The organism is Shimia isoporae (assembly GCF_004346865.1).
GTDB lineage: Bacteria > Pseudomonadota > Alphaproteobacteria > Rhodobacterales > Rhodobacteraceae > Shimia > Shimia isoporae.
Genome location: NZ_SMGR01000003.1, coordinates 513,589 through 539,017, shown reverse-complemented (window position 1 = coordinate 539,017; position 25,429 = coordinate 513,589). Strand labels below are relative to the sequence as shown.

General features: G+C 53.8%; 21 protein-coding genes. 15 read left to right on the top strand and 6 right to left on the bottom strand.

Going from position 1 to position 25,429, the window contains the following annotated elements:
* The 4 genes from BXY66_RS20720 to BXY66_RS16840 form a co-directional block, all read right to left on the bottom strand.
* Positions 1 to 1,492, bottom strand: a 1,492-nt coding sequence (locus tag BXY66_RS20720; RefSeq protein ID WP_132861542.1) for a calcium-binding protein, incomplete at its 3' end; no start/stop codon positions are given.
* 72 nt (positions 1,493 to 1,564) lie between these two features.
* Positions 1,565 to 2,893 (bottom strand): mannitol dehydrogenase family protein, encoded by a 1,329-nt coding sequence (locus BXY66_RS16850; protein ID WP_132861541.1) that lies wholly within the window; start codon positions 2,891 to 2,893, stop codon positions 1,565 to 1,567.
* A 4-nt stretch (positions 2,894 to 2,897) separates the two neighbouring features.
* The gene (uxaC, locus tag BXY66_RS16845; protein ID WP_132861540.1) at positions 2,898 to 4,277 is read right to left on the bottom strand and encodes a glucuronate isomerase; all 1,380 of its coding nucleotides are present in this window, start codon (positions 4,275 to 4,277) and stop codon (positions 2,898 to 2,900) included.
* Between the two features lie 7 nt (positions 4,278 to 4,284).
* On the bottom strand, positions 4,285 to 4,998 hold the full coding sequence (locus BXY66_RS16840; RefSeq protein WP_165929224.1) for a GntR family transcriptional regulator: 714 nt from the start codon (positions 4,996 to 4,998) through the stop codon (positions 4,285 to 4,287).
* 157 nt (positions 4,999 to 5,155) lie between these two features.
* Here BXY66_RS16840 and BXY66_RS16835 point away from each other — a divergent pair, with 157 nt between their 5' ends.
* From BXY66_RS16835 to uxuA, 8 genes are all read left to right on the top strand, one after another.
* Positions 5,156 to 6,214, top strand: coding sequence for a Gfo/Idh/MocA family protein (locus BXY66_RS16835; RefSeq protein WP_243694414.1), 1,059 nt, complete (start codon positions 5,156 to 5,158; stop codon positions 6,212 to 6,214).
* Positions 6,211 to 7,215 carry a Gfo/Idh/MocA family protein gene (locus tag BXY66_RS16830; RefSeq protein WP_207911344.1) on the top strand — a complete coding sequence of 335 codons (1,005 nt, stop codon included), beginning with the start codon at positions 6,211 to 6,213 and terminating at the stop codon, positions 7,213 to 7,215. The genes BXY66_RS16835 and BXY66_RS16830 overlap by 4 nt, the downstream gene beginning before the upstream one ends.
* Complete coding sequence (locus tag BXY66_RS16825) at positions 7,212 to 8,267, top strand: Gfo/Idh/MocA family protein (RefSeq protein ID WP_132861538.1); 1,056 nt, start codon at positions 7,212 to 7,214, stop codon at positions 8,265 to 8,267. Before BXY66_RS16830 ends, BXY66_RS16825 begins: the two co-directional genes overlap by 4 nt.
* Before the next feature lie 27 nt (positions 8,268 to 8,294).
* On the top strand, positions 8,295 to 9,560 hold the full coding sequence (locus tag BXY66_RS16820) for an ABC transporter substrate-binding protein (protein ID WP_132861537.1): 1,266 nt from the start codon (positions 8,295 to 8,297) through the stop codon (positions 9,558 to 9,560).
* A gap of 74 nt (positions 9,561 to 9,634) precedes the next feature.
* On the top strand, positions 9,635 to 10,603 hold the full coding sequence (locus BXY66_RS16815; RefSeq protein WP_132861536.1) for a carbohydrate ABC transporter permease: 969 nt from the start codon (positions 9,635 to 9,637) through the stop codon (positions 10,601 to 10,603).
* Complete coding sequence (locus tag BXY66_RS16810) at positions 10,596 to 11,651, top strand: carbohydrate ABC transporter permease (protein WP_132861535.1); 1,056 nt, start codon at positions 10,596 to 10,598, stop codon at positions 11,649 to 11,651. Before BXY66_RS16815 ends, BXY66_RS16810 begins: the two co-directional genes overlap by 8 nt.
* Positions 11,652 to 11,679: 28 nt before the next feature.
* Positions 11,680 to 12,765 (top strand): ABC transporter ATP-binding protein, encoded by a 1,086-nt coding sequence (locus tag BXY66_RS16805; protein ID WP_132861534.1) that lies wholly within the window; start codon positions 11,680 to 11,682, stop codon positions 12,763 to 12,765.
* An 8-nt stretch (positions 12,766 to 12,773) separates the two neighbouring features.
* Positions 12,774 to 13,976 carry a mannonate dehydratase gene (gene uxuA / locus BXY66_RS16800; RefSeq protein ID WP_132861533.1) on the top strand — a complete coding sequence of 401 codons (1,203 nt, stop codon included), beginning with the start codon at positions 12,774 to 12,776 and terminating at the stop codon, positions 13,974 to 13,976.
* Between the two features lie 66 nt (positions 13,977 to 14,042).
* Here uxuA and BXY66_RS16795 read toward each other — a convergent pair whose 3' ends face one another.
* The gene (locus tag BXY66_RS16795; protein ID WP_132861532.1) at positions 14,043 to 14,402 is read right to left on the bottom strand and encodes a Rap1a/Tai family immunity protein; all 360 of its coding nucleotides are present in this window, start codon (positions 14,400 to 14,402) and stop codon (positions 14,043 to 14,045) included.
* 56 nt (positions 14,403 to 14,458) lie between these two features.
* Positions 14,459 to 16,810, bottom strand: coding sequence for a multiheme c-type cytochrome (locus BXY66_RS16790; RefSeq protein WP_132861531.1), 2,352 nt, complete (start codon positions 16,808 to 16,810; stop codon positions 14,459 to 14,461).
* Between the two features lie 300 nt (positions 16,811 to 17,110).
* Between BXY66_RS16790 and BXY66_RS16785 the strand changes: the two genes are divergently transcribed.
* The 7 genes from BXY66_RS16785 (at position 17,111) to BXY66_RS16755 (ending at position 25,428) form a co-directional block, all read left to right on the top strand.
* On the top strand, positions 17,111 to 17,881 hold the full coding sequence (locus BXY66_RS16785; protein ID WP_132861530.1) for a Crp/Fnr family transcriptional regulator: 771 nt from the start codon (positions 17,111 to 17,113) through the stop codon (positions 17,879 to 17,881).
* The gene (locus BXY66_RS16780) at positions 17,878 to 19,863 is read left to right on the top strand and encodes a heme lyase CcmF/NrfE family subunit (RefSeq protein WP_132861529.1); all 1,986 of its coding nucleotides are present in this window, start codon (positions 17,878 to 17,880) and stop codon (positions 19,861 to 19,863) included. Before BXY66_RS16785 ends, BXY66_RS16780 begins: the two co-directional genes overlap by 4 nt.
* A 4-nt stretch (positions 19,864 to 19,867) precedes the next feature.
* The gene (locus BXY66_RS16775) at positions 19,868 to 20,338 is read left to right on the top strand and encodes a cytochrome c-type biogenesis protein (protein ID WP_132861528.1); all 471 of its coding nucleotides are present in this window, start codon (positions 19,868 to 19,870) and stop codon (positions 20,336 to 20,338) included.
* Positions 20,335 to 21,750, top strand: a complete 1,416-nt coding sequence (ccmI, locus tag BXY66_RS16770) for a c-type cytochrome biogenesis protein CcmI (RefSeq protein WP_132861527.1) — start codon at positions 20,335 to 20,337, stop codon at positions 21,748 to 21,750. The genes BXY66_RS16775 and ccmI overlap by 4 nt, the downstream gene beginning before the upstream one ends.
* A gap of 406 nt (positions 21,751 to 22,156) precedes the next feature.
* Positions 22,157 to 23,647 carry an aldehyde dehydrogenase (NADP(+)) gene (locus BXY66_RS16765; protein ID WP_132861526.1) on the top strand — a complete coding sequence of 497 codons (1,491 nt, stop codon included), beginning with the start codon at positions 22,157 to 22,159 and terminating at the stop codon, positions 23,645 to 23,647.
* Between the two features lie 194 nt (positions 23,648 to 23,841).
* On the top strand, positions 23,842 to 24,822 hold the full coding sequence (locus BXY66_RS16760) for a TRAP transporter substrate-binding protein (RefSeq protein ID WP_132861574.1): 981 nt from the start codon (positions 23,842 to 23,844) through the stop codon (positions 24,820 to 24,822).
* Between the two features lie 75 nt (positions 24,823 to 24,897).
* Positions 24,898 to 25,428: a TRAP transporter small permease gene (locus BXY66_RS16755; protein ID WP_243694413.1), complete on the top strand. Its 531-nt coding sequence runs from the start codon at positions 24,898 to 24,900 to the stop codon at positions 25,426 to 25,428.
* The last annotated feature ends 1 nt before the right edge of the window (position 25,429 follow it).

Here is a 25,429-nt window from a genome sequence, read left to right as displayed (position 1 = left end):
TCACGTCAAAGCCGTCACCATCCGCGAAACCGAAGACATCCGACCCTTCGCCACCATAAAGCTGGTCGTTACCCTCACCGCCCCAGATCGTGTCGCTGCCGGCCTCACCGTGAATTTCGTCATCCCCAGCTCCGGCAATCACACTATCTTCGCCTTGCCCCAGCCATGCACGGTCATCGCCGCCACCACCAAGAAAGGTGTCGTTGCCGTCCAGCATGGATGTGACTACGGAGTCATTGCTGGCACTAGCGTCGACTAGATCGCTATTTTGTGTTGTTTCGGTTTGTTCCACACTCAAAAAGTCGCCGGAAGCGCTTCCGAGCGTGTAGGAGCCAAAGGAATCTCCACCGTAAGTGACGATCGCGCCCTCACCGGATCCTTCGTCGTCAAACTCTATGGTATCCCACCAGCCCTCGCCTTGGATATCGGTGATTTCATGAGATTCGCCAATCTGAAACACGTCATTGCCATCGCCGCCCGACAAAGTGTCGACACCGGCTCCTCCGGTCAGAGTATCGGCGCCCGCACCTCCTGAGATCGAGTCGTTCCCGGTACCACCCGAGATGTGATCGTTGCCACTACCACCTGTTGCGACATCGTCGCCTCCGCCGGCCTTGATTACGACACCGGCATTGTCGGCACTGGCATCAATTCTGTCATCATATTCGGTAGCGGACACCTCTTCGATTTCTCGAAAGTCGCCGTAGGTTGATGACCCATTGAACGCAAAGGTTCCCGCTTCGTTGCCGGTAAAATTTACCTCGACGCCGCTTGTTGTGTCATATGTTTGAAGATTAAGGGTGTCCCAATCCCGTGCGCCTTCGCCGCCCAAGACGCTGGCGTAGTCGCCATTGTCATACACCACGATTTCATCATGGCCGTCACCGCCGTCAATTGTGTCTCGCCCACCGGAGCCGGCGAGCCAGTCATCGCCTGCGCCCCCAATGATCTGATCATCCCCGTACCCGCCAATTACAGTATCGTTGCCGTCACCTGCGTCGATAAGATTGTTACCATCGCCAAAGGACCAAGAGCCAATGTGATCGTCGCCACCCTCCCCCAAGATGGTGTCATTTCCGTTGCCGAACACGATTGTGTCGTCGCCTGCGCCGGCGTGGATTCGGTCTGAACCGGTTGGGTTATAAGGGTGTTGATCGGTATCATAGATGACATCATCATCACCCGTTCCGTTGACCGTGTCGTCTTTTCTGGTTCCGCGAATGGCTTCGGTAAAGCTCGTGACAACGCCATTTTCGTCAACGGGGAAGCCTGTGTCGTCGTCTGGTACAAAATATGTATCGCCCGAATATTCATAGAAAACACCTGAAACCTCACCCAGACTCGTGCCGTAAGTAACGGTTCCGCTCCCCAACGGAAGATCCTCATCCGTAAAAATCACGAAAGTTTCCTGACCGCCGGATATCCCGTCGTTCTCACCGACCCCGTCTTTGCCGTAGTCGTGGAATAGTTTGTATCCAGTTAGGTGTGCCATCTGTCTCTCCAATCCCGGAGGCTGGTAGAGGCAGTAAGTTAAAAACCGAGAAACTCGCCCGCGCGAGCTACCTCAAAATTTAGTCTTTTTGGTAAAAAATGAGAGGTCCAGCCACTCTGAAACAGCATCCCGCAAAGCTAAAGGGTCAAGCGCATGGCCTCCCTCAACGTCCCCAAGAATTCGTTTTTGAACCTCTTCCTCGTTGTTGGAACTTGCGACAGTTTCCATTAAGGCCAGCCGTTTTGGGTCTGGTGCGTCCTTTCCAGAAATCCAGAAGGCCAACCAACTTGCAAACGCTGAAGTGCAAAACTTGACTGACCGGCCGCGCTTTTGACGTTCCTGTAGCGTTGACAGAATCCGAACCTGCATCTTCAACGTTCCGTCAGAAGCAATTTGTCTGAGTTCATGTTTCATGGCTGGCTGCGCAAAGCGCTCCAGAAGATCTCTTTGGTACGCGTCAGCTGATACTCGACTCTCTTTTGGAAGGGTCTCCGCTGCCTCGTCCCAAAGGCCAGTCACGATGTCTTTTAGGTAAGGATCAGATATTGCCTGATGTACATAGTCGTGCCCTCTAATTAAGCCGCCATAGGCCAACAGGCTATGAGCTGCATTCAGCATTCTCAGCTTGCGCAATTCAAAGGGCGCTACGTTTTTTGCGATTGTTACTCCGGCTTTCTCCCATTGAGGGCGCTCCGCCGCAAAGTTGTCTTCGATGACCCACTCAGAAAAGCGTTCAGCTATTACTGGAAATTGGCTTGTGTGTCCCCGCTCAGCGACGAAAGCTTTTGTTTCTTCAGTCGTTGCTGGCGTTATCCGATCGACCATTGTGTTGGGGAAACTCAGAAACTGATGGTTCAAAACCAGTTCGGCTTGCCGCGAGAAATCATCAATCGTTTTTCTTAAGCGACGCCCGTTTTCCGGAAGATTATCGCAACTGATGACGGTCAAAGGCGCTGACTTGGCGCATCGGGTTGCCAAGCCTCTAGCCAGTAATCCAATCGCAGTCATTGGCCCTTTGCCATCCAAATCACGTATTACCGCGTCAGATAATAAGTCCAGTCCGCCGTCCGGAGATTGGTGATAACCTTTCTCAGTTATGGTCAGCGTGACGATCTTAACACAAGGATCGGCAATCGCTTCTATCACTGCCTCCGGATCCTCGGATGCGACGAGTACATTCTCATGGACCGTCATGGATTTTGTTTCTTCGCCTTCAGTCCCAATGATGGCCAAAGGATAGCTAAATCCGACTGCCTGAAGGGAGTCGCGTATGTCCGAGCGGACCATTGACACACCGATTATCGACCATGGATCGCTTTCGAATTGATTGGATTGTTGCGTGTACCAGGCCTGATGCGCTCGATGAAAATTGCCAAAGCCGAGATGCAGGATTTTAGGCAAGTTGTTATTCCCCGTTCAGGCGGTATGCGTCGCGAGCCAAGTCGCGGGAAAGCATAGGCGCGATCCGCTCTGCATCTCGACGGCGCAGAACACCGCGTTCCATTTGATCGGATAAGTGCGCACAAACGCCGCGCCGCCACATGTCGTGGCGGGCAGGAATTGACAAGAATGCACGTGTGTCATCGTTGAAACCAGCAAGGTTCCAGTATCCAGCGCTTTCTACCACCTGGTCCAAATACCGACGAATGCCGTTCAGGCTGTCGTGGAACCACCAAGGCGGACCAAGACGCATGCACGGCCAATGTCCAGCCATTGGAGCCAGTTCGCGAGCGTAGGTACTTTCGTCAAGGGTAAATGCAAGCAATCGGAAGTTCGGGTTGTTTCCGACTCGATTCAACAAGGCGTTCAGCCCATGAACCCAATCGACTGAGTGCGGAATGTCAGCACCTTTGTCGGCTCCGAACTCCTTGAGTACGGTTTCATTGGTAGAACGCCGGCTCCCGACGTGAAGCTGCATAACCAGCCCATCTTCAACTGACATCTGTGCCATTTCGATGAGCATGTGACCGTAGTAGCGCCGCGCCTCAAAACGATCCAGCGATCCCGTGCACGCTTTTTGGTGAAGCAGTTCGATTTCCGCTTGAGGCAGCCACTCTGTGTAGAGGTCTGGAACATCGTGATCAGTTGCTGTGGCGCCCAGCGATTTAAAGGCTGCGCGACGACTCGCAATAGCGTCGAGAAATTCAGCAAACTGAGAGGTAGCAGCCCCTGTTATTTCGCCAAGTCTTTCAATATTTTTGGCGTGACCTTTTCGCGAGGGATTTAGAATGTCGTCGGGCCTGAAGGTAGGAATGACTCTTCCCGATGTACCGCTCGACAACACCTCATGATGATCCAGTGGATCCAAAGCAGCGTCGGTCGTCGCCAACAATTCAATGTTGAGAGTGTCGAGTGCATCAAGGGGGCGCAATTCGGGCTTCCTCAACGCACTCGATATTTCGTCGAAAACCATATTCGCGGTTTCAGCGCTTAGTTCTGTCTCGACGCCAAGTGTGTTGTAGAGGGTGAACTCCAACCAACCTCGGCTGGGAGTCCCTAAAAACTTGTCCCAATGCTGAGCAAATAGTCCGAAGATTGCGCGGGGGTTTCTATCGGCTTCTTTGACACCAATGCCTAAATCGGTCAGGGAAACACCGAGACTGTAGAGCATTCTGAACACGTAGTGATCGGGAACGATCAAAAGGCTGGCAGGATCCGAAAAGGGTTCATTTTTGACGAACCATTGCGGATCACAGTGACCATGCGGCGAGGTTATCGGAAGATCCTTGACGCCTTCATACAAAGACTGAGCGGCGGAAGAGAGCTGTAGGCCAATTTGTTTCATTCTCTGCTCACTCAAAAAAACTGCGGTGCTCTGCGACCAGGCTAGCCAAATCACTCAGGACAGCCCGCAAGTGATCCTGCATCAGCAAACAAGCCTTCTTTTCGTTACCTGCAATGACAGTTTCCAAGATTAGACGGTGCTGGTCGAGCAGGTCGCGTTTTCTATGCGCATCGGAAAGTGAAAGTATTCGCAGTCTGTCCAAGGCTGTTTTTTCACGCTTCAGAAGTGTGCTGGCGCGCTCATAGCCAGTCGCCGACGCGAGAATTTCGTGAAAGTGGTCATCGTGAGTCTGGAACTCGAGGTCGCCTGATTTTGCGACACAATTTGCTTGCCTTTCTAGAACCGCATGGAGGCTTTCTTGATCCTGATCCGTTAAGCCAGTGTGGCAGAGACGTTTTAGATTGTTGAGCTCCAACCCTTCGCGGATGAACTGCGCCTCTCTTATTCGGTGCTCTGACAGTCGGGAAACAAAGTTACCGCGGCTCGGGCGTGTCACAATCAGCCCATCTTCCCGCAACTGAGTGAATGCCTCGCGCACTGGTGTGCGGCTCGCCCCGATCTTCTGCCCAACCTCGTTTTCCGAGACCAAGCAATCGGGCGGAAGGTCCATCCGAAGAATGGCTACTTTTACGGCCGCGAAAATTTGTTCGGCTGCGGGCCGGGTAACATCCAGCTCGGGTAACTCAACATCTGAAAGTGACTTCGTGCGCGAGGGTTCCATGTCATCTCCTGCAGCTTGCTGTGTGAGTAGCATACCGGAATACCGGTGTACAAGATGTTGCAATCAGTGGTGGTGCCTGCTACTGAGACTCAACCGGTATACCGGTATTCCAAATGTGTGATGGCCGGAAGATCTGTCCGGAGTCAGGGGCGAGCGAATGGGGCAGATTGCCATAGAAAAACCGATGGGCGTCGCTTTGGTGGGTGCTGGGATGGTCGCGCCGACGCATGTGGCAGCCATTCGAGATGCGAAAGATGTTGCGTTTTTGAAGGGGGTGCTGGCTCGCTCGGCTGGTACCGTAGACGCATTGTTGCAAAATTTTGACTGGGGACGCGATGCCCCGACAGTATTCACCGAGGTGGGTGAAATTACGCGGGACTCCAGCATTGAGGCGGTCGTAGTTGTCACGCCGCCAAACGCGCGCATCGCGCTGGTTGAGGAATTGGCGAATGCCGGTAAGCATATCCTGTTGGAAAAGCCAATTGCGCGATCATCAGCGGAAGCCTCTGAAATCGTAAATATATGTGAAGGGGCCGGCGTTGCTCTCGGTGTCGTTTTTCAGCACCGCATGCGACGGGCCTCCCGCCTCGCGAAGAAGTTGATTGAAGGTGGCGATCTCGGCAGCCTTGGTTTGGTCGAGATCGTTGTGCCTTGGTGGCGAGAGCAAAGTTACTACGCAGAGCCAGGACGTGGTTCTTACGAGCGCGACGGCGGCGGTGTGCTGATATCGCAGGCCATCCACACGTTGGATTTAGCGATCAGTCTGACGGGGCCAGTCGAGAGCGTTCAAGCGATGATCGCGACCACCAAGTTTCATGAAATGGAAGCGGAAGACTTTGCTACTGCGGGGCTGACTTTCACATGCGGTGCTGTTGGCTCGCTCGTTGCCAGTACAGCGTCGTTTCCGGGGACGGCAGAAACCATAACAATGCATTTTGAGAAGGCTTCACTCAAACTGGATTCTGGCGTTCTGACCGTTTTTTGGCGCGATGGCCGGAACGAGCATTTTGGCGAAGTTGCCGCAACCGGCGGAGGCGCTGATCCAATGGCCTTCACCCATGAGTGGCACAAAGACGTCTTTGTAGACTTCGTTACGGCAATTCGCGCAGCCCGGGCACCAGTAGCTTCCGGCGAAGAGAGTTTGAGGGTTCATAAGTTAATTGCAGCAATCGAACGTTCTGCACGTGATGGACGGACAGTTGAGGTAGAGCAATGAAATTTGGGGCAATCGGAATTGACCACCGCCATATCTTTGGCATGGCAACCAACATGATCGATGAGGGCGCTGAGTTCGCTGGGTGGTGGACAGACGGCGACCCCGAGCCGTTGCAGGGCTTCCAAAAACGTTTTCCTGACGTACCTCGACGATTCGAGGCAAAGGCATTGTTGGGCGATCCCGAGATCGACTTGATCCTGATATCTTGCATTCCGCGCGACCGGGCTGGTTGGGCCATTAAGGCGATGGAAGCCGGGAAAGACGTAATGGTCGACAAACCGGGATGCACTACACTCGAGCAGTTAGATGCGATCAGCGAGACGGTTAAGCGTACTGGCCGAATTTGGAGTATCGATTTTTCCGAAAGATTCGAGGTGCCATGCGTTACCCGTGCGGCGGAGTTAGTTCAGGCGGGTGCGATCGGCAAAGTTGTTCAGACAGTGGGACTTGGCCCACACAGGCTCAACAGGGCCACGCGGCCAGACTGGTTTTTTGAGCGCGATGCGTTTGGTGGAATAATCACCGATATTGGGAGCCATCAAATCGACCAATTTCTTTATTTCACGGGTTCCACAGATGCGCAGATTATGCACGCAAGTGTAGATAACATCGGGAACCCAAAGGACCCCGGACTACAGGATTTTGGCGAAGTGGTTCTTAAAAGCCCCCAAGGGCGCGGATACATCCGGTTGGATTGGTTTACGCCCGACGGATTGCCAACTTGGGGCGATGGGCGGCTAACAATTTTGGGAACTGATGGATACATCGAATTGCGAAAATACGTGGACGCCGGCGTGTCGGACTCCACAGACAGCCTCATTCTGGTAAACGGCCAAAGGCACGAAAAGATCGACGCAAGCGAATCCGGCATGCCGTATTTTGCGAGGCTGATGGCAGATATTCGTGACCGGACAGAAACAGCCATGCCTCAAGCACACGCTATCAAGGTGATGGAACTCGCCATCAAGGCGCAGGCACTCGCAGAAGGTTTGGAAAATTGATCCGCGTCGCAATTCTGGGTGCGGGGATCGGCGCTGAACACCTGGCTGGTTACCGCAACCTGCCGGACATGTTTTTGGTTAGCGTTGTTTGCGATTTGAACGTTGCAAGGGCGGCAGAGATCATAGGTGATGACGCAAGTATCGAAATCACCCATGACGTAGAGAGTGTTCTCCAAAATTCCGATGTCGACTTAATCGATATTTGTCTGCCACCCCATCTACATTTTTCGATGACGCTTCGAGCTTTGGATGCGGGAAAACACGTTGTCTGCGAAAAGCCTCTTGTGACATCGCTTGCTGAGGCGGACGCTTTGATTGCCAAGGAACAGGAAACCGGTCGGCGGGTCTTTCCGGTGTTCCAATATCGTTATGGCCCAGCAACCAATCGAATTCGCGCCTTGATCGAAGCAGGGCTTGCCGGAAAGCCGTTGGTCGCAAGCCTTGAGACGCATTGGAACCGAGGTTCCGAGTATTATGCAGTTGATTGGAGGGGAACTTGGGCGGGAGAGAGTGGCGGAGCTGTACTCGGCCACGCCATCCATAATCATGACTACCTAATGTTGCTCATGGGACCTGTCTCAGAGTTGACAGCTACAGTGGCTACGCGTGTCAACGAGATCGAGGTTGAGGATTGCGCGGCGATCAGCATGAGAATGGCGAACGGAGCACTCGCTACCAGTTCGGTAACCCTTGGTGGCGCAACCGATACTACGCGGATCAGGCTGGTCTATGACAAGTTAACTGCAGAGAGCGGAACAGAACCCTATGCGCCTGCTATCGACGCGTGGACGTACACTGCTCGAGATCCCGGAGATCAGGACAAAGTGGACGACATTGTTGCTGCACACGGCGACGTAAAGTCTGGTTTCGTTGGATTCTTTCAGGACATTTATCAAGCCCTTGAAGGAGGTCCTGAAACAGCCGTGTCGCTCATGGATGGCCGACGTTCAATCGAATTAGTGACGTCGGTTTATCAGTCTGCCAGATCAGGCAAAACCGTACGCTTGCCATTAAACGAGGAGGCCGATTTTTACGAGGGATGGCTGCCCTGAACAGTCAAGATAAATTGGGAGGAAACAATGAAATCAATTTTTTATAAGTCGGCAGCGATAGCCGCTCTCATGGGGTCTGCTGCGCCTGCAATGTCACAGGAAATCCGTTTTATGTGCGGTTCTGACGGCAACAATTGCGAAGTGTGGGCAGACATCATGAGCCGGTTCGAGACTGAAAACCCTGGTGTTTCGGTTGTTCTGGACGCGGTGCCCTACAAAGCTATTCTTGAAAATCTGCCAATCCAGCTCGCGGCTGGTACGGGGCCTGACATTGCTGGCGTGACCGATCTTGGTGGTTTGAATGAGTATTATCTGGACCTGACACCCCACATCGATGCCGACTATTGGAACGCAAGTTTTGGCGACATCCTGAATTGGTATCGGGGTGGACCCGAAGACAATGGAATATATGGTCTCCACACGCAGATGACCGTGACGGGTGCCTACATCAACCGGACACTCTTTGATCAAGCTTACGTCGCCGTTCCCGCTGAAGACGCGGATTGGGATGCTTGGGCTGCTGCCGCGCGCCAAGTCGCCGAAAAAACCGGCGCGGAATACCCGATGGCAATGGACCGTTCGGGTCACCGCATTGCAGGACCCGCGATCTCCTATGGAGCGCAGTACTTCGACGTCAGCGGTGCGCCAATGCTTGTTGATGAAGGCTTTCAGGGCTACGTCGAGAAATTCGTCGGCTGGCACGAAGACGGTACGATGGCGCGCGAAGTTTGGGCAGGCCAAGGTGGCAGCTCTTATCAGGATGCAGCCAACGAATTCATCAACGGCGAACTGGTTTATTACTATTCCGGCAGTTGGCAGGTTGGTAAATTCGACGAGCAAATTGGAGATTTCTTTGATTGGCAAGTTGTAGGGTCGCCTTGTGGAGCTGGCGGTTGTTCGGGGATGCCCGGTGGGTCTGGGCTGGTTGGTTTCAAGCAAACAAAGCACCCTGAAGTTGTCGCAAAACTCATCGATTTCTTGGCTCGCGAAGACAACTACGCTGAAATGACGGCGCGCACGCGCAACATTCCGGCCCATTTGTCTGTTGCGTCCAGCGGAGTTGATTATGTTGATGCATCCGCGCCGGCAGCAGCAGCGTTGAATGCTTGGGGCACGCAACTGCCCAAGGTGTCCCCAATCGCATTCGCATATCAAGGTCACCCGCAGAACCGTGCGATGTTCAACATTACCGTCCAACGCGTAACACAGGCAATTGTGGGCGAACTGTCGATTGACGACGCAATGGCGCGTGCCAAGGACGATCTCAAAGCCGTTCTGGAAGAGACACAGTAGGTTTTCTCTACAAAGAGGTTTCATGGCGCCGGTTGGTGCCATGAGATTTGAATTCGCTTAAGCAAGAGGCCGCCATGTTGGGCATCATTTCTCCCCTGATGAGGGTGATCGAAATCCCGATGCTGTTCCTTCAGAAACAGCTTGGAACCAACAAATTGGCTTGGGTGTTTTTGGCGCCCAACCTGATCCTGTTCGGCCTTTTCTCATTTCTGCCAATTTTTTTGAGTGCAGCTTATGCCTTGACGGGAGGCGACAATATTCTGCTGTCTGACCGACCATATGTGGGCATGCAGAATTTTGCGACGCTAGCAGATTGCCGGAACTACTTTGATCCAAACAGCTGTCACAGTGACTTTTTCTGGCGGGCGGTTTGGAACACTGTCTGGTTTGTTGTTTTGCAAGTTGGTTTTATGGTCGGATTTTCGCTTTTGACCGCGCTTATTCTCAACCGCGAAATTCGCGCGCGTGGGTTCTTTAGGGCGGTGTTCTTTTTTCCCGTTTTGCTTTCACCGGTGGTTGTTGCGCTGATCTGGAAATGGATTCTGCAGAAACATGGCGTGCTCAATGCCGCTCTGGAGGGCTTGGGATTTGAAGGCCATGAATGGATGCTCGACGGCACATGGGCTTTCGGTTGGTCTGTGTTTCTATCCGTCTGGGCTCACATGGGGTTTTACACACTGATCCTGTTGTCAGGTTTGCAGGCAATTCCCAGAGACGTATATGAAGCCGCGTTAATGGACCGTAGCACACCATGGAGAACGTTCCGCCGGATTACGCTTCCGTTGTTGTCTCCAACCATGTTGGTTGTATTGGTGCTGGCGCTGATAAAAGGAGTGCAAACCTTTGATGAAGTGTTCGCGTTCACCGGCGGCGGCCCAGGCTCTGCGACGACCTTTATCATTCAATACATTTATCAAACCGGTTTTGCCGGAGCGCCTCGTCTTTTTGGCCTGGCTTCAGCAGCCTCAATACTTCTGGCAATTGTTTTGATCGTTTTGACGACCCTACAAATGCGCGCCAACAGGAGTAGCTTCGATGGGTAGAGTGATGACTTTTCTAACTCGTACACGTTCTGGCAATGGTCGCATGGATTGGACCGACTGGGTCACTTACGGCTATCTGCTGTTTGGTGTTTTCATGATGTTTGCCCCAGTTGTCTGGTTGGTGATGTCATCGTTCAAAACAGAGACGGAGCTCTCCAAATTTCCACCGCGCTTTTTGCCGTACGCTCAGGAAACCGTTGCTGTCGACGGTTATGACGAACCCTTGCCGATTTTCCACATTCATAGCGGAGAACACGCTGGCAAAACACTGGTTCAAACCCGCAGGGTGGGTTTGGTGGCGCAAATGGTGGATCCTAACGACCCATCACAAAAGCTCCGGATAAGCGTAAATGATCGAGCTCCTGTCGAAAATCTGAATTTTGCTTGGGAAAATTATAGCGAGCTTTTCGAACGGTTTAATTTTTTCCGGTTCCTTTGGAACTCGACGTTCATCACCGTGGTGGCGACTGCGATTATGTTGCTTGTCAACGCGATGGCAGCGTTTGCCTTGTCGAAATACAAATTTCGGGGGCGCACAGGCGTGCTTATGCTGGTTGTTGGTACCTTGATGGTGCCGCAGACTGTCATCCTTGTTCCGCTGTTTCTTGTGACCAAGGAGCTTGGCATGCTCAACAGCCTTTGGGGCGTGATCATTCCCGGGGCAGCCACGCCAACCGGTGTCTTTCTACTTCGTCAGTACATGATCACCATTCCGGACGAGATCATTGATGCGGCCCGAATGGACAAGGCAAGCGAATGGAAAATCTTCTGGCGGATAATTCTACCCCTGTCGGCTCCAGCCATCGCCGTTTTGGCCATACTTGCGATCATGTGGCGATGGAATGACTTCCTATGGCCACTCATTGTTCTGAACCAAAGCGAGAAATTCACCCTTCAACTGGCGCTCAACTCATTTCAAGGAGAGATGGAGACCCGTTGGAGCAACCTACTGGCGATGACAGTATTGACGCTGCTTCCGATCGCTACGGTGTTCATGTTCCTGCAAAAATACATCGCCACGGGCATTGCTTCCACTGGTGGAAAATAAGTCAGGGCGATCGGAGACAAGTATTAAAATGGCAAGCATCGAGCTGAAAAACCTGCGCAAGAGTTATGGCAATGTCGAAGTCATCAAAGGTGTCGACATGTCTATCCAGCATGGAGAGTTTTGTGTTTTTGTGGGACCGTCGGGTTGTGGAAAATCTACGTTGTTGCGGATGATTTCCGGTCTGGAGGACGTTACGGACGGCGACATCGAAATTGGTGGGGACATCGTGAACACTGTTCCTGCGGCGGACCGCGGGTTGGCAATGGTATTCCAATCCTATGCTCTATATCCGCATATGACCGTGAGACAAAACCTCTCTTTCGGCCTCGAAAACATCAACATGCCAAAGGTTGAGATTGCACGGAAAATCGCCGAAGTCTCGAAGATGTTGCAGATCGACATGCTTCTGGATCGTCGACCCAAGGATCTGTCCGGCGGGCAGAGGCAGCGTGTTGCTATCGGTCGTGCGGTTGTCCGCGAGCCGCAGGTTTTTCTCTTTGATGAGCCACTCTCCAATCTAGATGCAGAGTTGCGGGTGGATATGCGTGGCGAGATATCTTCGCTCCACAGGCGCCTTGAAAACACAATGATTTATGTCACTCACGATCAGGTCGAAGCCATGACAATGGCTGACAAAATCGCGGTTCTTCGGGCCGGAGAAGTCGAGCAGTTCGGGGCCCCTCTTGATCTCTACAACCGTCCTGTAAATCTTTTTGTTGCGGGATTCATAGGGTCTCCAAAGATGAACTTCCTAAATGGGCGCGTATGCGAAAATGACATCAATACCTTAAAACTGGATACTGGTGAGGAAGTGTCTCTACCGGAAGGAAGGTTCTCACATGTAACGGGCCAAAAGGTGACCCTTGGATTGCGTCCGACCGAACTTCAAGTTGTCACGGATGGTGCCGTTTCAGTTGCGGTTCAAAGTGTCGAACAGCTAGGCGGTGAGGCTTATGTTTATGGCCGCCTAAGGAACGAGGTCCCCATCACATTACACAGCCGCGGCCAAACCCGTATTCAGGTTGGTGATACACTGCAAACGAACTTGCCAGACGAACATATGCATCTTTTTGACACGGCCCAAGGGCACAGCCTTTTGGCTTTTGAAGAATAGGGATCGAAATGAGAGAGACTTGGAGATGGTTCGGGCCAAACGATGAGATCTCGATCTCGGAAATCCGGCAAACCGGTGCAGCAGGTATAGTCACAGCGCTGCATCATGTCCCCTCCGGTGACGTTTGGGGCAAGGAAGATATCCAAAAGCGAAAATGCGAAGTCGCCACTTTGCCGGACGGAACCAAAAGTGGCCTCGCTTGGGATGTTGTCGAAAGCCTGCCTGTGTCTGAAGCGATAAAAACGCAGGCGCCGGAAATGAAAGGCCATATTGCGGCCTACAAGGAAAGTTTGCGAAATCTAGCAGAATGCGGTCTCGAAGTAATCTGCTACAACTTCATGCCGGTTTTGGATTGGACGCGGACGAACTTGGCCTATCAGCTGCCAAATGGCGGCACGGCTATGATGTTTGACCTTGTCGATTTCGCCGCGTTCGACGTTCACATCCTGAAGCGCCCGGAAGCTTCCGAGGAGTTTTCAGCCAGCATACTAGAAGCGGCGCGCGCGCGTTTCGAAGGCATGTGCCAAGATAAAAAACAGGCAATGGTCGACAATATCGTCGCAGGCCTCCCCGGTGCTGCGGAAACCTGGACGCTCAATGATGTTCGAGAATGCCTCGGGACATATAGTGGCATCACGGCTAAGAAACTGAGGTCAAACTTGTTTGATTTTCTGGGTGAAGTCGTGCCAACCGCCGAGGCGTTGGGCCTTCGGTTGTGTTGTCATCCGGACGACCCACCCTTCTCTCTGTTGGGTTTGCCGCGTGTGGTGTCAAACCTCGACGACTACGCGCAATTGGTGGCGTCCATTGACAGTCCTGCCAACGGAATAACTCTATGCACTGGCTCTCTTGGAGTTAGTGCAGACTTTGACCCCGTTGATTTTGTTGATCAACTGGGTAGCAAAGTCCACTTCTGCCATTTGCGAAATACCACCCGTCTGCAACCTTCCGACGCGTGCAAAACAAGTTTCTTTGAAGACGAACATCTTGGCGGAGACGTCGATATGGCAGCAACGATATCGGCGCTGGTTGATGAAGAGCGCCGGCGGAAGAGCCAAGGGCGTTCTGACTGGGAAATTCCAATGCGTGCGGACCACGGGCATTCGCTTCTGAGTGATCTCGACCGCCCCGTAATGCCGGGATATCCGCTCGTCGGGCGACTGAAAGGGCTCGCGGAATTACGCGGTGTGATGGCCTCCGTCGTCCGCTAAAGCGCGCTCGGAAGAAAAAAGGCAGTGTCATTGACCCTGCCTTCTGTTGCGCGAAGTGTGGCCTCGTCAACTGCCACAGGGAAAACGCTCCTCCAAAGCTGCCATTAACCCGTCAGATGCTGGCATAGCCTTTCGTTTGGTGAAATCTCCATGCACCCAACGCATGAAAGCCCATCGGGCTTCGTCGGCCGTGTTTTGGTCCGGCGGGCAAATTTTGGTGCCTGGACCCGCATTTCCAGTCGCCTCAAGCCCCGCAATGAAACCCATGATGTATTGCTCGCATTCTGTTTCCGCAGCTTCGCCCCAACGCGCGTCGTTGTCGGCCTCGGTGCAAGGCGAAAGAAGATCTTTCGCCGTATATTTCGGATCAGCCGCTGCCGGAGATGCCAGTGCGCCGGCTGCAGCCAATGCTAGGATCAGTCGCATATCTCAGCTCCTTTCTGAGAGGATAGGGCCCGACCGACTGGCCGGACCCACTTGCATCACTTCTTAGATTGCTCTTCGGCATAGGCCTTGAGCGCCGCATCCATGACCGCCTTGTGTTCGTCGTTGGTTACGAATTTGGGCGAGTTGACCTGCGACCACAGATCCTCATTGGTCATGTTCTGATGACAACCCATACAGAGGCCAGTACGCTCGATGCGTTCCCGCATTTCCTGAGGAAGCGGACCGGTGAGTGGCCAGTGAGAGCCGACGGACACAAGCTGTTCTCCGTCCTCGGTTACGATCCGGCTAAGATCGTGGTCGAGCGCCGGAATGGCTTGGCTTTGGACCTGAGTTTGTTGCGGGATCAAAGCGCCCGTTTCCGTCTTCAGATCGATGGTAAAGCCATTCTCATAGCCGTTCAGGAAGCGACCGCCCGAGACGCCATAGCCCAAAGCTTTCGGGTTATTGTGGCAGCTCTCGCAGGTCCGCGCTTCGCGACCAGCCGTGTGAGGTTGAACAGCCGCATGGTCGATGCCCTTGGTCCCGCCTGCATCAGGTGTCATCCAGATCTCGTTTTGCGAGACTGTATTGCCGTCCTTGTCGATGACCGTTGTGATAACCTGACATCCCGGCATGAGTGGAGACACGCGGCCCTCACCGTTGATACCTAGGGTCGGCTCTTCCCAGCGCAAATAACTGCGTGTTTCAGAGACCTTGCCCGGACCGGTCAATCCGTTGGTACCCAATTCCGCATCTGCGGTTAAGCCGTTATCGCCACGCGAGTTCGCGTTTTTGATCCAATCGACGTCGGTTTTGCCTTCCGAATAGTCAACTGTCACGTGGCAACCGTAGCACTGGGGTGCCCAGTCAGCGTGGCAGGCATAACATTCCATGCTTTCCATGTGCTGGCCAACGCTCATCATTGCCACTTCGGCGTTCGGGGATTTCCACGTGCCATCAATCCCAATCTGCTTCAGAACAGGAACCTCGAAGTCGAGGCCGGAAGCAGAGTGCATGATCACCTTATCTCCCGATTTTACGACATTGCCGAATGGGTTGCCTCGCGCGGTCAGAAGATAGCCGTCCTGAGCATCGTACTCGTAAGCAAAGTACTGTTCGTCAGTCAGGTCTTCGGTCAAGCCTCTTGCGTCGCCGTCAAGCACTTCGCCGAATTCTTCGCCATATCCTATGGGGAGCTCCCATGGGAACTTGCTGACGGTGCCGTGACAGTCCTCACATTCCACCTCAACTTGTGCCAGCGTTGTGCCGGGAAGGTTGCCGTCGCCGTGCATGTCGACGGTGGTGTGGCAGTCTTGGCAAAGCAGTCCGCCTTCAGGGTTGCCCGGTCGCGACTCTGTCGCGTGGTGAAGATCCTCTTTGATATAGAGGTAGTTTTTGGTGTGAAGCTTGGGCTGCTTGCCTCCGGATGCGTCATAGGGTGATCCGTAAGGGAACTCCATGATGCCCTGATAGCTAACGCCGATCCGTTTGCCACGGTTATGGCAACTCACGCAACTTTCTGTGGGAATCCCCGAATATTCTACGTCTCCATGCTTCACTTTGGACTTGCGTGTCCCTTGAAGTTGGTGCGTCAGAAGTTTGCCTGGCTGGTCTTTCGCAATCGTGGGATCACCACCTTCGTATAGACCTTCATTCGAGTAAGGTACGTGACACGATGAGCAACCCGCGCCGCGGAAATCGCCACGCTTTTCACGGCCGTTCACACCGACGTGACACCGTTGGCATTGCTGTCGTGAATAGGTTATCCCCGCCATCTCCGGGTGCTGACTGATAGCATCGACGTCTACATCCGGAACTTGTTCCATCGACATCGGAATTTGTTCGGGATGCGCCTCAACATAGGCTGTCATATACTCTTTGTATGTGTCAGTACCGACGGAAGGCGTTGGGCCGTCTTCATCGACCAGATCGTAGTTGCCATAGATCGCCTGATAGGTGTCGATGACACCCCACGCCCACAAGTTCCCTTGTAACTTGCCTGCTTCGGTGTTCATCAGGGATTTGGTCAGTCGCTCTGCGTACCCATCGTGACATTGGCCACAGGCTTTCTCTGCGACAGGCAATGCACCGGGATCGGGGTAAAACGTGTGCGGTCCCCCGATGTCGACGAGGTCAACAGGGCTGCCGCTGTGGGCTTCTTCGGCAGTTAAACCACTCGGGGTGCCGCCGTGACAGACGACGCAGCCGCCCGGGTCATTGTAATCCGGCCCCATGGCGTGGATGGTTTCCATCATTACGCCATCGGTAAAATCTTCGATCCCTTCATGGCAGGACAAACAGCCCTTTTCTTGTGCCACTGCAGGGTCCACCTTCTCTGGCACCTCTTGGGCCGAAGCCCAGCTCGACGCACAGAGCGTGAAAAACAGTGAAAGCAATAGACGTTTCACGGGGAATCACTCCTCCATTAACAACGCAGATGATTCCACCGTAGATAGAACGCTTCGCCGAGCTCCCTGACAAATGTCAGTCCAGATGATTTGTGGAATACGCAATTTCAGGAGATTGACAAAACCTGATTTATGTCAGGTTTGCATCAACGGATATTCTGTCTAAACTGTTAATTTATTCCAATACCAATGACTCAAATCAAAGTTTTGTTACCCCACGGACGCATAGTGTGTCCTGATTTGTGATCGTATTTTGGCCGTCCTTGGCCAGCGACGAGCAAGCGAAGTGAGCGAGGGAAGATGTTGAGAGGACACCTGCAAGAGGTGACTGTGCCCCGTCCGGCGACGACGTGTGATAGCTGTCGAAGGACGCATTGCGGCCTGTTCGACGACGACATTTCGGAGCGTTCAAACGAACAGCTATTGTTGGGCCGCGGTGATCGATTGGAGGCCGGACAGGAAGTTGGGTGCATGACTTTCTGGGTGATTGCGGGGGGAACAGCTGCCAGTTGCACCAACTTTGCGGACGGGCGTCGGCAGATTGTGTCGATTGAACGCACCGGTGATGTAGTTTGCGGGTTGATGTCCGGTGAAAACACACAAAGCTGGCTTGAGGCGCTTGAAGACTGCGAAATCTGGAAGTTCGATCTCTCTGCCGATGCGCAAAACCTTCGCCATGATCCAAGATTTCTTGCCGCGACCTTTTCAATTGTTCACCATAGGTTGGCCCGAAGTCAGGATCGGATCTCAGCACTTGGCCGTCTGGATAGCCAAGAACGGGTTTTGCTTTATCTAGCGGAGCATGCGATCCGCCATTCTGCAATAGACCCCATCGCTCCCGTAACGACTCTGACAATGAGCCGCGAAGACATTGCTGACTATCTTGGCCTAAACGCGGAGACTGTCAGTCGCATTCTCACTCGGATCAAAAAATCTGGCTTGGTCAAGTTTCTGAACCGCTCGGAATACGTGATCCCTGATTTTGGCGCAGTTGAAAGACGCCTTCCCGTCGATCTGCATGATCCACGGACGTCTTGCCATGCACGCTTGCTGCTGGAGGCCTTTCAATGATTGCGGAACTCGGGCACTTCATGCTTTGCCTCGCGCTGGCTGCTGCATTGATACAGGCCACAGTACCGATTTGGGGCGCGAAAGCCGAACACGCAGCTGCTATGAGGGTCGCGGATACCGCAGCTCAGGTGCAGTTTTTTGCTGTCGCCAGTTCGTTTGCCGCTTTGACCTATGCCTTTGTCGTATCAGATTTTTCAATGCGTATTGTTGCGCTTAATTCGCACTCGATGAAGCCGTTGCTGTACAAAGTGACTGGCGTTTGGGCCAACCATGAAGGCTCCATGTTGCTCTGGGTATTGATGCTGGCGCTCTTTGGCGTGTTGATTGCATTTTTTGGGCGTGTCATTCACACACCCGTCAGGGCCATCGTCCTTTTGGTCCAGGCTTGGATCGGGGTGGGCTTCTACCTTTTCCTTCTTTTGACATCAAACCCGTTTGAGCGCTTGCCATTGCCGCCGTTGGACGGGCAAGGCATGAATCCGCTTCTTCAAGACCCCGGCGTCGCGTTTCACCCACCGCTGCTTTATCTCGGCTACGTTGGGTTTTCGACGGCGTTTTCTTTTGCGGTAGCGGCATTAATAACCGGAAGGGTAGACCCAGCGTGGGCGCGCTGGATGCGTCCTTGGGTTTTGGTCGCTTGGTCAGGACTAACGGCTGGTATCGCGCTAGGCAGTTGGTGGGCTTACTATGAATTGGGGTGGGGAGGGTTCTGGTTTTGGGATCCGGTCGAGAACGCGTCATTTATGCCTTGGTTGATTGGTACCGCCCTGCTCCACTCTGCGATCGTTGTTGAAAAACGCAATGCGCTGTTGAAGTGGACTATCCTGCTTGCAATCCTAACGTTTTCTCTCTCGCTGATTGGCACGTTCCTCGTTCGATCCGGCATACTGACTTCCGTCCATGCTTTTGCCACTGACCCGGAAAGAGGCGTCTTTATTCTTCTGCTGTTGTCAATCGCCATCGGTGGCGCGTTGTCGTTGTTTGCGTGGCGCGCGCCGCAGATTGAAGAGGGGGGCGTTTTTGCACTTTGGTCCCGCGAGAGTGGTTTGCTCGTCAACAACTTGCTTTTAACTGTTGCCTGCGGGATCGTCTTCATAGGCACTCTGTATCCGCTCGGACTTGAGCTGGTTACAGGAGACAAGATTACGGTAGGCGCGCCTTATTTTAATAGTGCCTTTCTACCGGTCTTTGGTGTCGCAATGTTCTTGGCTGGAATAGGGCCGTTCTTAAGTTGGAAACGAGCGAGCAAAGACGCAGTTTTGCGGCGCGCCGCAAAATGCGGAGGGGTTGCACTTTTCGGTGCCGTCGTCATCGCTGTGATTGCACCATCTGTATCTACGGCCGGCCATATCGGTGTTTTCGTGGCGCTTTTTCTTGCCATTGCGACATGTCAAGACATTGGCGCCCGTATAGGCTGGCAGAAATCCACCCTAATTGTTGCTTTTAGGCGATTAATCGGATTGCCGCGTTCTGCTTGGGGTCTGTACCTAGGTCACTTTGGATTAGCAGTGGCTGCCGCTGGTGTTGTGACGGTTTCGGTTTGGAGCCACGAGGTAATTCTAAGCGTGCAGCCCGGAGCCGCCGTTCAGGTGGGGCCATACGAATTTGTCCTTCAAGAAACCAAGAACGAAAGAGGGGCAAATTTTCAAACGACACTGGCAAAAGTTGATGTGTTCAACGATGACGAATTGATTAGCACGCTTTGGCCGGAACGCAGGTGGTATCCAGTGGAACAACAACCTACGACCGAGGCTGGAATTGAGACCAAATGGCATGGTGACCTTTATGCCGTGCTCGGTGATCCGGATGGCAGCGGCAGGCATGTCGTGCGTTATTACTACAATGCGGGGGTCCCTTGGATGTGGCTTGGCGCCCTCCTGATGTCGCTTGCCGCGGTGATTTCTCTCGCAGACAGGCGGCTTCGCGTGGGTGCTCCGGCAGTCAGGCCGAAAAAAATGCCTTCGGCGCAACCAGCGGAGTGACCTTTTGAAACTCAAATTGGTTTTGTCGGTTATTCTATTCGCCCTGGCCGCTCCTACGTGGGCGCTGGATGCGGATGAGATGTTCGCAGATCCAGCGCAAGAAGAACGGGCGCGGGACATTGGTCGCCAGCTTCGATGCCTAAAATGCCGCAATCAATCCATTTTTGACAGCAACGCCGGGTTCGCCAAAGACTTACGCGTTTTGGTTCGTGAGCGAATGACGGCGGGCGATACGGATGAGGAGGTCTTGGAATTCGTCAGAGATCGCTACGGCGACTACGTGTTGATGAAGCCGCCGGTGGAGGCTCACACGTTTGTTCTATGGATAACGCCTGCGGCGTTGCTCATACTCGGGTTGGGAGGATTGGGTATCTATTTAAAACGCCGCCAGCCGACGATCGCACAGGGAACAATACTTGCACCGGAAGATCGCCAAGAAGCTAGGCGGTTGCTTGATCAAGGGGAGCAGCCATGAGCCTCTGGATAGCAATTATTTTGGTGGGCTTTGTAGCCGGTTTTTGGATTGGATTGCCCTTCTTGCGCGCTCGTACAATTGAAATGAGCGGTGCAGACGGTGCGATTTCGATCTATCGGGACCAACTGGATGAGATTGAACGTGACCTCAAGGAAGGTTTGATCCGCGCTGAGGAAGCCGACGCCGCGAAACAGGAAGTGGAGCGACGAGCTCTCTATGCAGCTCGTCATTTGGACGGCGGAATGGCGGGTTCTCATCGATCTTGGCCCATGGCGTTGAGTGTGGCCACATTTGCCGTTGTCAGTGCCCTCGGCGTTTATGCCTATCTTGGGAAGCCAGGACTGCCGGACTCGCCACTAGAGGCACGTAAAACCGAAGTTCTGACCAAACGTGCCAACGCCGGCGACATGGTTAGCCGGATCCAGCTGTTGATCGATCGCACAGAAAAAAATCCAGACAACTTTGAAGACTGGTGGATGCTGGCCGAAGCGCACAAGGCTGTGGGTGATAACAGTTCTGCGGCAGAGGCTTACCGACAGGCGGCCGTTTTGTCGGGAGATCGTCCTGCTGTAATATCGGCTTATGCCGAGGCTCTGACCGTCGCAAACGGAAACAAGGTGCCAGCCGGTGCTCGAGTCATTTTTGAGCAAGTGATGCGAGAAACAGGCGAGCCCAGGGCGACCTACTATGTTGCGCTTGCAAAGGCGCAAGCACAGGATTTTGAAGGTGCCATAGAAGGCTGGATGTTATTGCTGCAGGCCTCGTCAGCTGATGCTCCTTGGGTCCCAACTGTCCGGAGAGATGTCGTTAATATGGCGCGGTTCCTCAATCATGATGTAACTCTGTATCTCCCCGATGCGACCCCTGCTGAGATAGCTGCCGCAGGCGGGGCGGAGCCGTCTTTGACACCTGCGGACGGTAGCGGCCAAGCGGCATTGCTCGCTCGTATCGAAGAAGACAGTTCCGACTACCGCGCGTGGATAGATCTCATCAATCTACAAGCCAAGTCCGGGGATGAAGCTGCTGCTGTGGCAACTTTGGATAAGGCCAGAAGTCGATTTTCGGGCGCCCCTTTCCTACTGCAAAAACTCGCAGAAACCGAGCGTTTATTGGGGCTTGACGCGTTGGGAGACACTGGGCGAGGCCCAGATGCCGAGGCGATGGCGGCGGCGGCGGAGATGACGCAGGCGGAGCGTGATGAGATGATTGCGGGTATGGTTGCGGGGCTTGCGGCGCGACTGGAAGAGGAGCCGAATGATCCGGACGGTTGGGTCATGCTGGTTAGAAGCTATGCGACCCTTGGTGACGTTGAGAAGGCAAAAGGTGCGGCGGCAAAGGCCCGTGAATTGTTCGCGAACGATGCGCGCGTTCTTGGATTGATGGAGCGCGCATTTGCGGATTTGTCACTTTGATCCTGTTCATAAAATTATTCAATAACAATGAATTATGGGAATTTTGAGTTTGTTTTCGCGGCGATCCATTTGGATCTCCTAAGATCTATTTCTCTCGCTTCTCATGCACTCCAAGATTTGTAATTATTTGTAAATATTTCTGTTGACAACTCATGGCGCAGGCCGGATGACTAAGCCCGGCACAGGGTTTTGGGGACGGTCGAGGGCTGTCATTGGCGGTCGCGTTCCTGGGGTGGTGGTGTGCGGAAAACGCGTGTCGGTATTACGTCGGCAAAGCGTCTGCAAAACATCTGTGTGATACCTCTGGGTTGAGGCGGGCGGCGTTTGCAGGCTGCATGCCTTGAACGCCACTAAACGGATGCCGCGATCAAATGAACGCGTGGCTTTGAGAAACAAGGAGAGCGAAATGCTGACCGGAAAACACTTGATTGCGGGCCAGTGGGTTGGCGGTGATGAGACATTCACCAACGAGCCGGTGAGTGGGCCCGCCGACAGCTTTGCTCGCGGTACAGTTGCCGACGTTGATCAGGCCTGCAAAGCTGCAGAAGAGGCTTTCTGGTCCTTTGGGTATTCGACAGAAGCGGAACGGGCAGCTTTTCTGCGGGAAATTGCAACTCAAATCGACGCGCGAGGGGACGACATAACCCATATGGGCGTCAAGGAAACCGGACTGCCGGCAGCACGGCTGGAAGGGGAGCGTGGTCGTACTGTTGGACAATTGCGTTTGTTTGCGGACCACATCGAAGCAGGAGACTATCTCGATGTGCGTCATGATCCTGCGTTGCCAGATCGCGCCCCGCTGCCAAGACCGGATATTAAGTTAAAGCAGCGCCCAATTGGGCCGGTAGCGGTGTTTGGTGCCTCTAACTTTCCTTTGGCATTCTCTACGGCTGGCGGCGATACCGCGGCGGCCCTAGCAGCCGGATGTCCGGTTGTCGTCAAAGGTCACTCAGCACATCCCGGTGTTTCCGACATCGTAGCGCAGGCCATCGATGCCGCTATAAAGGTTTGCGGGATGCCGCCCGGTGTCTTTAGCCAAATTCAGGGTGGCAACCGTGCGGTCGGTCAGGCGGTTGTGCAGCATCCGCTGATCCGTGCCGTAGGATTTACAGGTTCGCTGGCCGGCGGGCGCGCATTGTTTGATCTTTGCGCTGCCAGGCCTGAACCAATTCCTTTCTTTGGAGAGTTGGGGTCGGTCAACCCGATGTTTGTATTCGACTCGGCCTTGTCCGCGCGGGGGATCGAAATAGCTTCAGGCTGGGCGGCATCCCTGACGATGGGCGCGGGGCAGTTTTGCACCAACCCCGGCATAGCTGTTTTGCAAGAGGGGGCTGCTGCAGAAGCATTTGTCACGGCGGCGAGCGAGGCGCTCGAAATGGTCGCGCCGCAAGCCATGCTTACTGAGGGCATTGCGTCAGCTTATCGGATCGGCACTGCCCAACTGGCTGGATCCGCCGGTGTCAGGCAGGTGCTGGCGACAACAGGCGGTGTACGTGAAGCAACGCCGCAACTGTTCCAGACGACGGCGCAGGCATTTCTTCAAGACCCGGCGCTGGGCGAAGAGGTCTTTGGGCCGTTGGGACTGGTGGTCACCGTTGAAAGCCCTGAGGAACGTATGGCGCTTGCGCGGTCCCTGCACGGTCAATTGACCTGCACTCTCCAGATTGATGAGGCGGACCATGAAGAAGCCCGTCGCCTGATGCCGGTTTTGGAGCGCAAAGCCGGGCGTGTGCTGGCAAACGGATTCCCGACAGGTGTCGAAGTGTGCGATGCGATGGTGCATGGCGGGCCTTACCCCGCATCGACGAACTTTGGCGCGACCTCTGTAGGCACCCTGTCAATCCGGCGGTTCCTGAGGCCGGTCAGTTATCAAAATATGCCTGACACCCTGGGCTGAACTTCAAGAACACTTCCCACGTCGGATCGCAAAACGTCTGACGTTGACTGGGCCGCGCCTTTGAAAGCAAGGGCGCGGCCTCTTTCATTGTGAAAAATTGCAAGCAGAAAAAAAGTAGTTGTAAAAATTTGTAATGTATGGAAGTTACATTTCTGACAAATTGTCAGGAGGAGGACAAAATGACATTTGCGAAGATGATTTCCAAAAAGACCCTGACCGCAGCGGTTGCAGCGGCGGGAATGATGGTGCCATTGGCGGCAGAAGCCAAAGACTGGCGCGGTTGGAATATTCACGTCGAGGACTATCCGGTTTCTCACGGCATGGAAGCATTCATGGCGGAAGTTACCGAAAAGACTGGCGGCGAACTGAAGGGTAAAGTGTTCCATTCCGGCGTTCTGGGTAGTCAGCCTGACGCGATTGAGCAACTGCGTCTCGGCATCATCGATTTTGGTGTATTCAGCCTTGGGCCAATGGGTCAGGCTGTGCCTGCGACCAACGTTGTTTCGCTGCCGTTCATTTTCAAATCCGTGCCCCAGATGTACGAGATCATGGATGGCGAAGGCGGCGAAGCTCTCGGTAAGGCACTGGAAGAGAAAGGTATTGTTGCGCTGGGTTATTACGACGCCGGGGCGCGTTCCTTCTATAACTCCATCAAGCCGATCAACGCGCCTGCCGACGTAGCGGGCATGAAAGTCCGCGTTATGAACAACGATCTGTTTGTTGGCATGATCGAAGCAATGGGCGGTAACGCAACGCCTATGGCCTTTGCAGAAGTGTATCAGTCGATCAAGACAGGTGTTGTGGACGGCGCGGAAAACAACCCGCCTTCCTATGAATCCACGAGCCACTTCGAAGTTGCGCAGTACTACTCCATGTCCCAGCACCTGATCATTCCGGAATGCTTGTGCATGGCGAAGAAAACGTTCGATGCACTGACACCGGAACAACAGGAAGTCGTGCGTGAAGCTGGTCGCAATTCTACCGCGTTGCAGCGTGACCTTTGGCAGAAACGTGAGATGGCCTCGATGGAAATTGTAAAGGCCGGTGGTGTTACCGTGAACGAGATTGCTGACAAATCTGCCTTCCAGGCAGCCATGGCGCCGGTTTACGAAACCTTCCTCGCAGATAACCCGGACATGGTGGAACTGGTCGACCTGTTCCGCAACGCCGAGTGATCTGAACCAATACTGACAAGGCGCCCTGCGGCCATCGTGGGGCGCCTGATTTTTTGAAGGACTGGGGGAAGAGCAGTGCAGGACTATCCTGAATGGATCGTACGCGGCGAACGCATTCTGGACGGGCTGAGCAAGCTGTGCGTCTTTGTTGCCAGCTGCGCTTTGGTGGTCTTGGTGGCCACGTTCGGATGGCTGGTGTTTGGTCGCTATGTTTTGAATGCGACACCGACTTGGGTTGAGCAACTGGCTCTGTTGCTGGTCTGCTATATTGCCTATCTGGGCGCCGCGGCAGGCGTGCATGAGCGAACGCACCTTGGCGTTACATTGTTTCGCGACATGATGGGTCCCAAAGTCAGCGCCTATCTCAAGCTTTTCAACGACATTGTCTTGGCGGCCTTTGGCGGGTTGATGGCGGTGGCGAGCCTCGAGCTGTTTCAGTTCGGCTGGTCCACGCTTTTGCCGATGCTGAACATTCCTGAAAGCTTCCGCACGCTATCAGCACTGCTTTGTGGTGGTCTAGTGTGCATTTTCGCCGGGTTTCGCGCCCTCTTTCGTCTCGCGCTGATGATGCGCGGGCAGACCTACTACGAAGAGGAGGCCGTGTAAC

Coding starts and splice junctions, on each gene's coding strand:
- uxaC (WP_132861540.1), bottom strand. CDS start 4,277: ATGAAACAAATTGGCCTACAGCTCTCTTCCGCCGCTCAGTCTTTGTAT.
- BXY66_RS16840 (WP_165929224.1), bottom strand. CDS start 4,998: ATGGAACCCTCGCGCACGAAGTCACTTTCAGATGTTGAGTTACCCGAG.
- BXY66_RS16835 (WP_243694414.1), top strand. CDS start 5,156: ATGGGGCAGATTGCCATAGAAAAACCGATGGGCGTCGCTTTGGTGGGT.
- BXY66_RS16830 (WP_207911344.1), top strand. CDS start 6,211: ATGAAATTTGGGGCAATCGGAATTGACCACCGCCATATCTTTGGCATG.
- BXY66_RS16820 (WP_132861537.1), top strand. CDS start 8,295: ATGAAATCAATTTTTTATAAGTCGGCAGCGATAGCCGCTCTCATGGGG.
- BXY66_RS16815 (WP_132861536.1), top strand. CDS start 9,635: ATGTTGGGCATCATTTCTCCCCTGATGAGGGTGATCGAAATCCCGATG.
- BXY66_RS16810 (WP_132861535.1), top strand. CDS start 10,596: ATGGGTAGAGTGATGACTTTTCTAACTCGTACACGTTCTGGCAATGGT.
- BXY66_RS16805 (WP_132861534.1), top strand. CDS start 11,680: ATGGCAAGCATCGAGCTGAAAAACCTGCGCAAGAGTTATGGCAATGTC.
- uxuA (WP_132861533.1), top strand. CDS start 12,774: ATGAGAGAGACTTGGAGATGGTTCGGGCCAAACGATGAGATCTCGATC.
- BXY66_RS16795 (WP_132861532.1), bottom strand. CDS start 14,402: ATGCGACTGATCCTAGCATTGGCTGCAGCCGGCGCACTGGCATCTCCG.
- BXY66_RS16785 (WP_132861530.1), top strand. CDS start 17,111: ATGTTGAGAGGACACCTGCAAGAGGTGACTGTGCCCCGTCCGGCGACG.
- BXY66_RS16780 (WP_132861529.1), top strand. CDS start 17,878: ATGATTGCGGAACTCGGGCACTTCATGCTTTGCCTCGCGCTGGCTGCT.
- ccmI (WP_132861527.1), top strand. CDS start 20,335: ATGAGCCTCTGGATAGCAATTATTTTGGTGGGCTTTGTAGCCGGTTTT.
- BXY66_RS16765 (WP_132861526.1), top strand. CDS start 22,157: ATGCTGACCGGAAAACACTTGATTGCGGGCCAGTGGGTTGGCGGTGAT.
- BXY66_RS16760 (WP_132861574.1), top strand. CDS start 23,842: ATGATTTCCAAAAAGACCCTGACCGCAGCGGTTGCAGCGGCGGGAATG.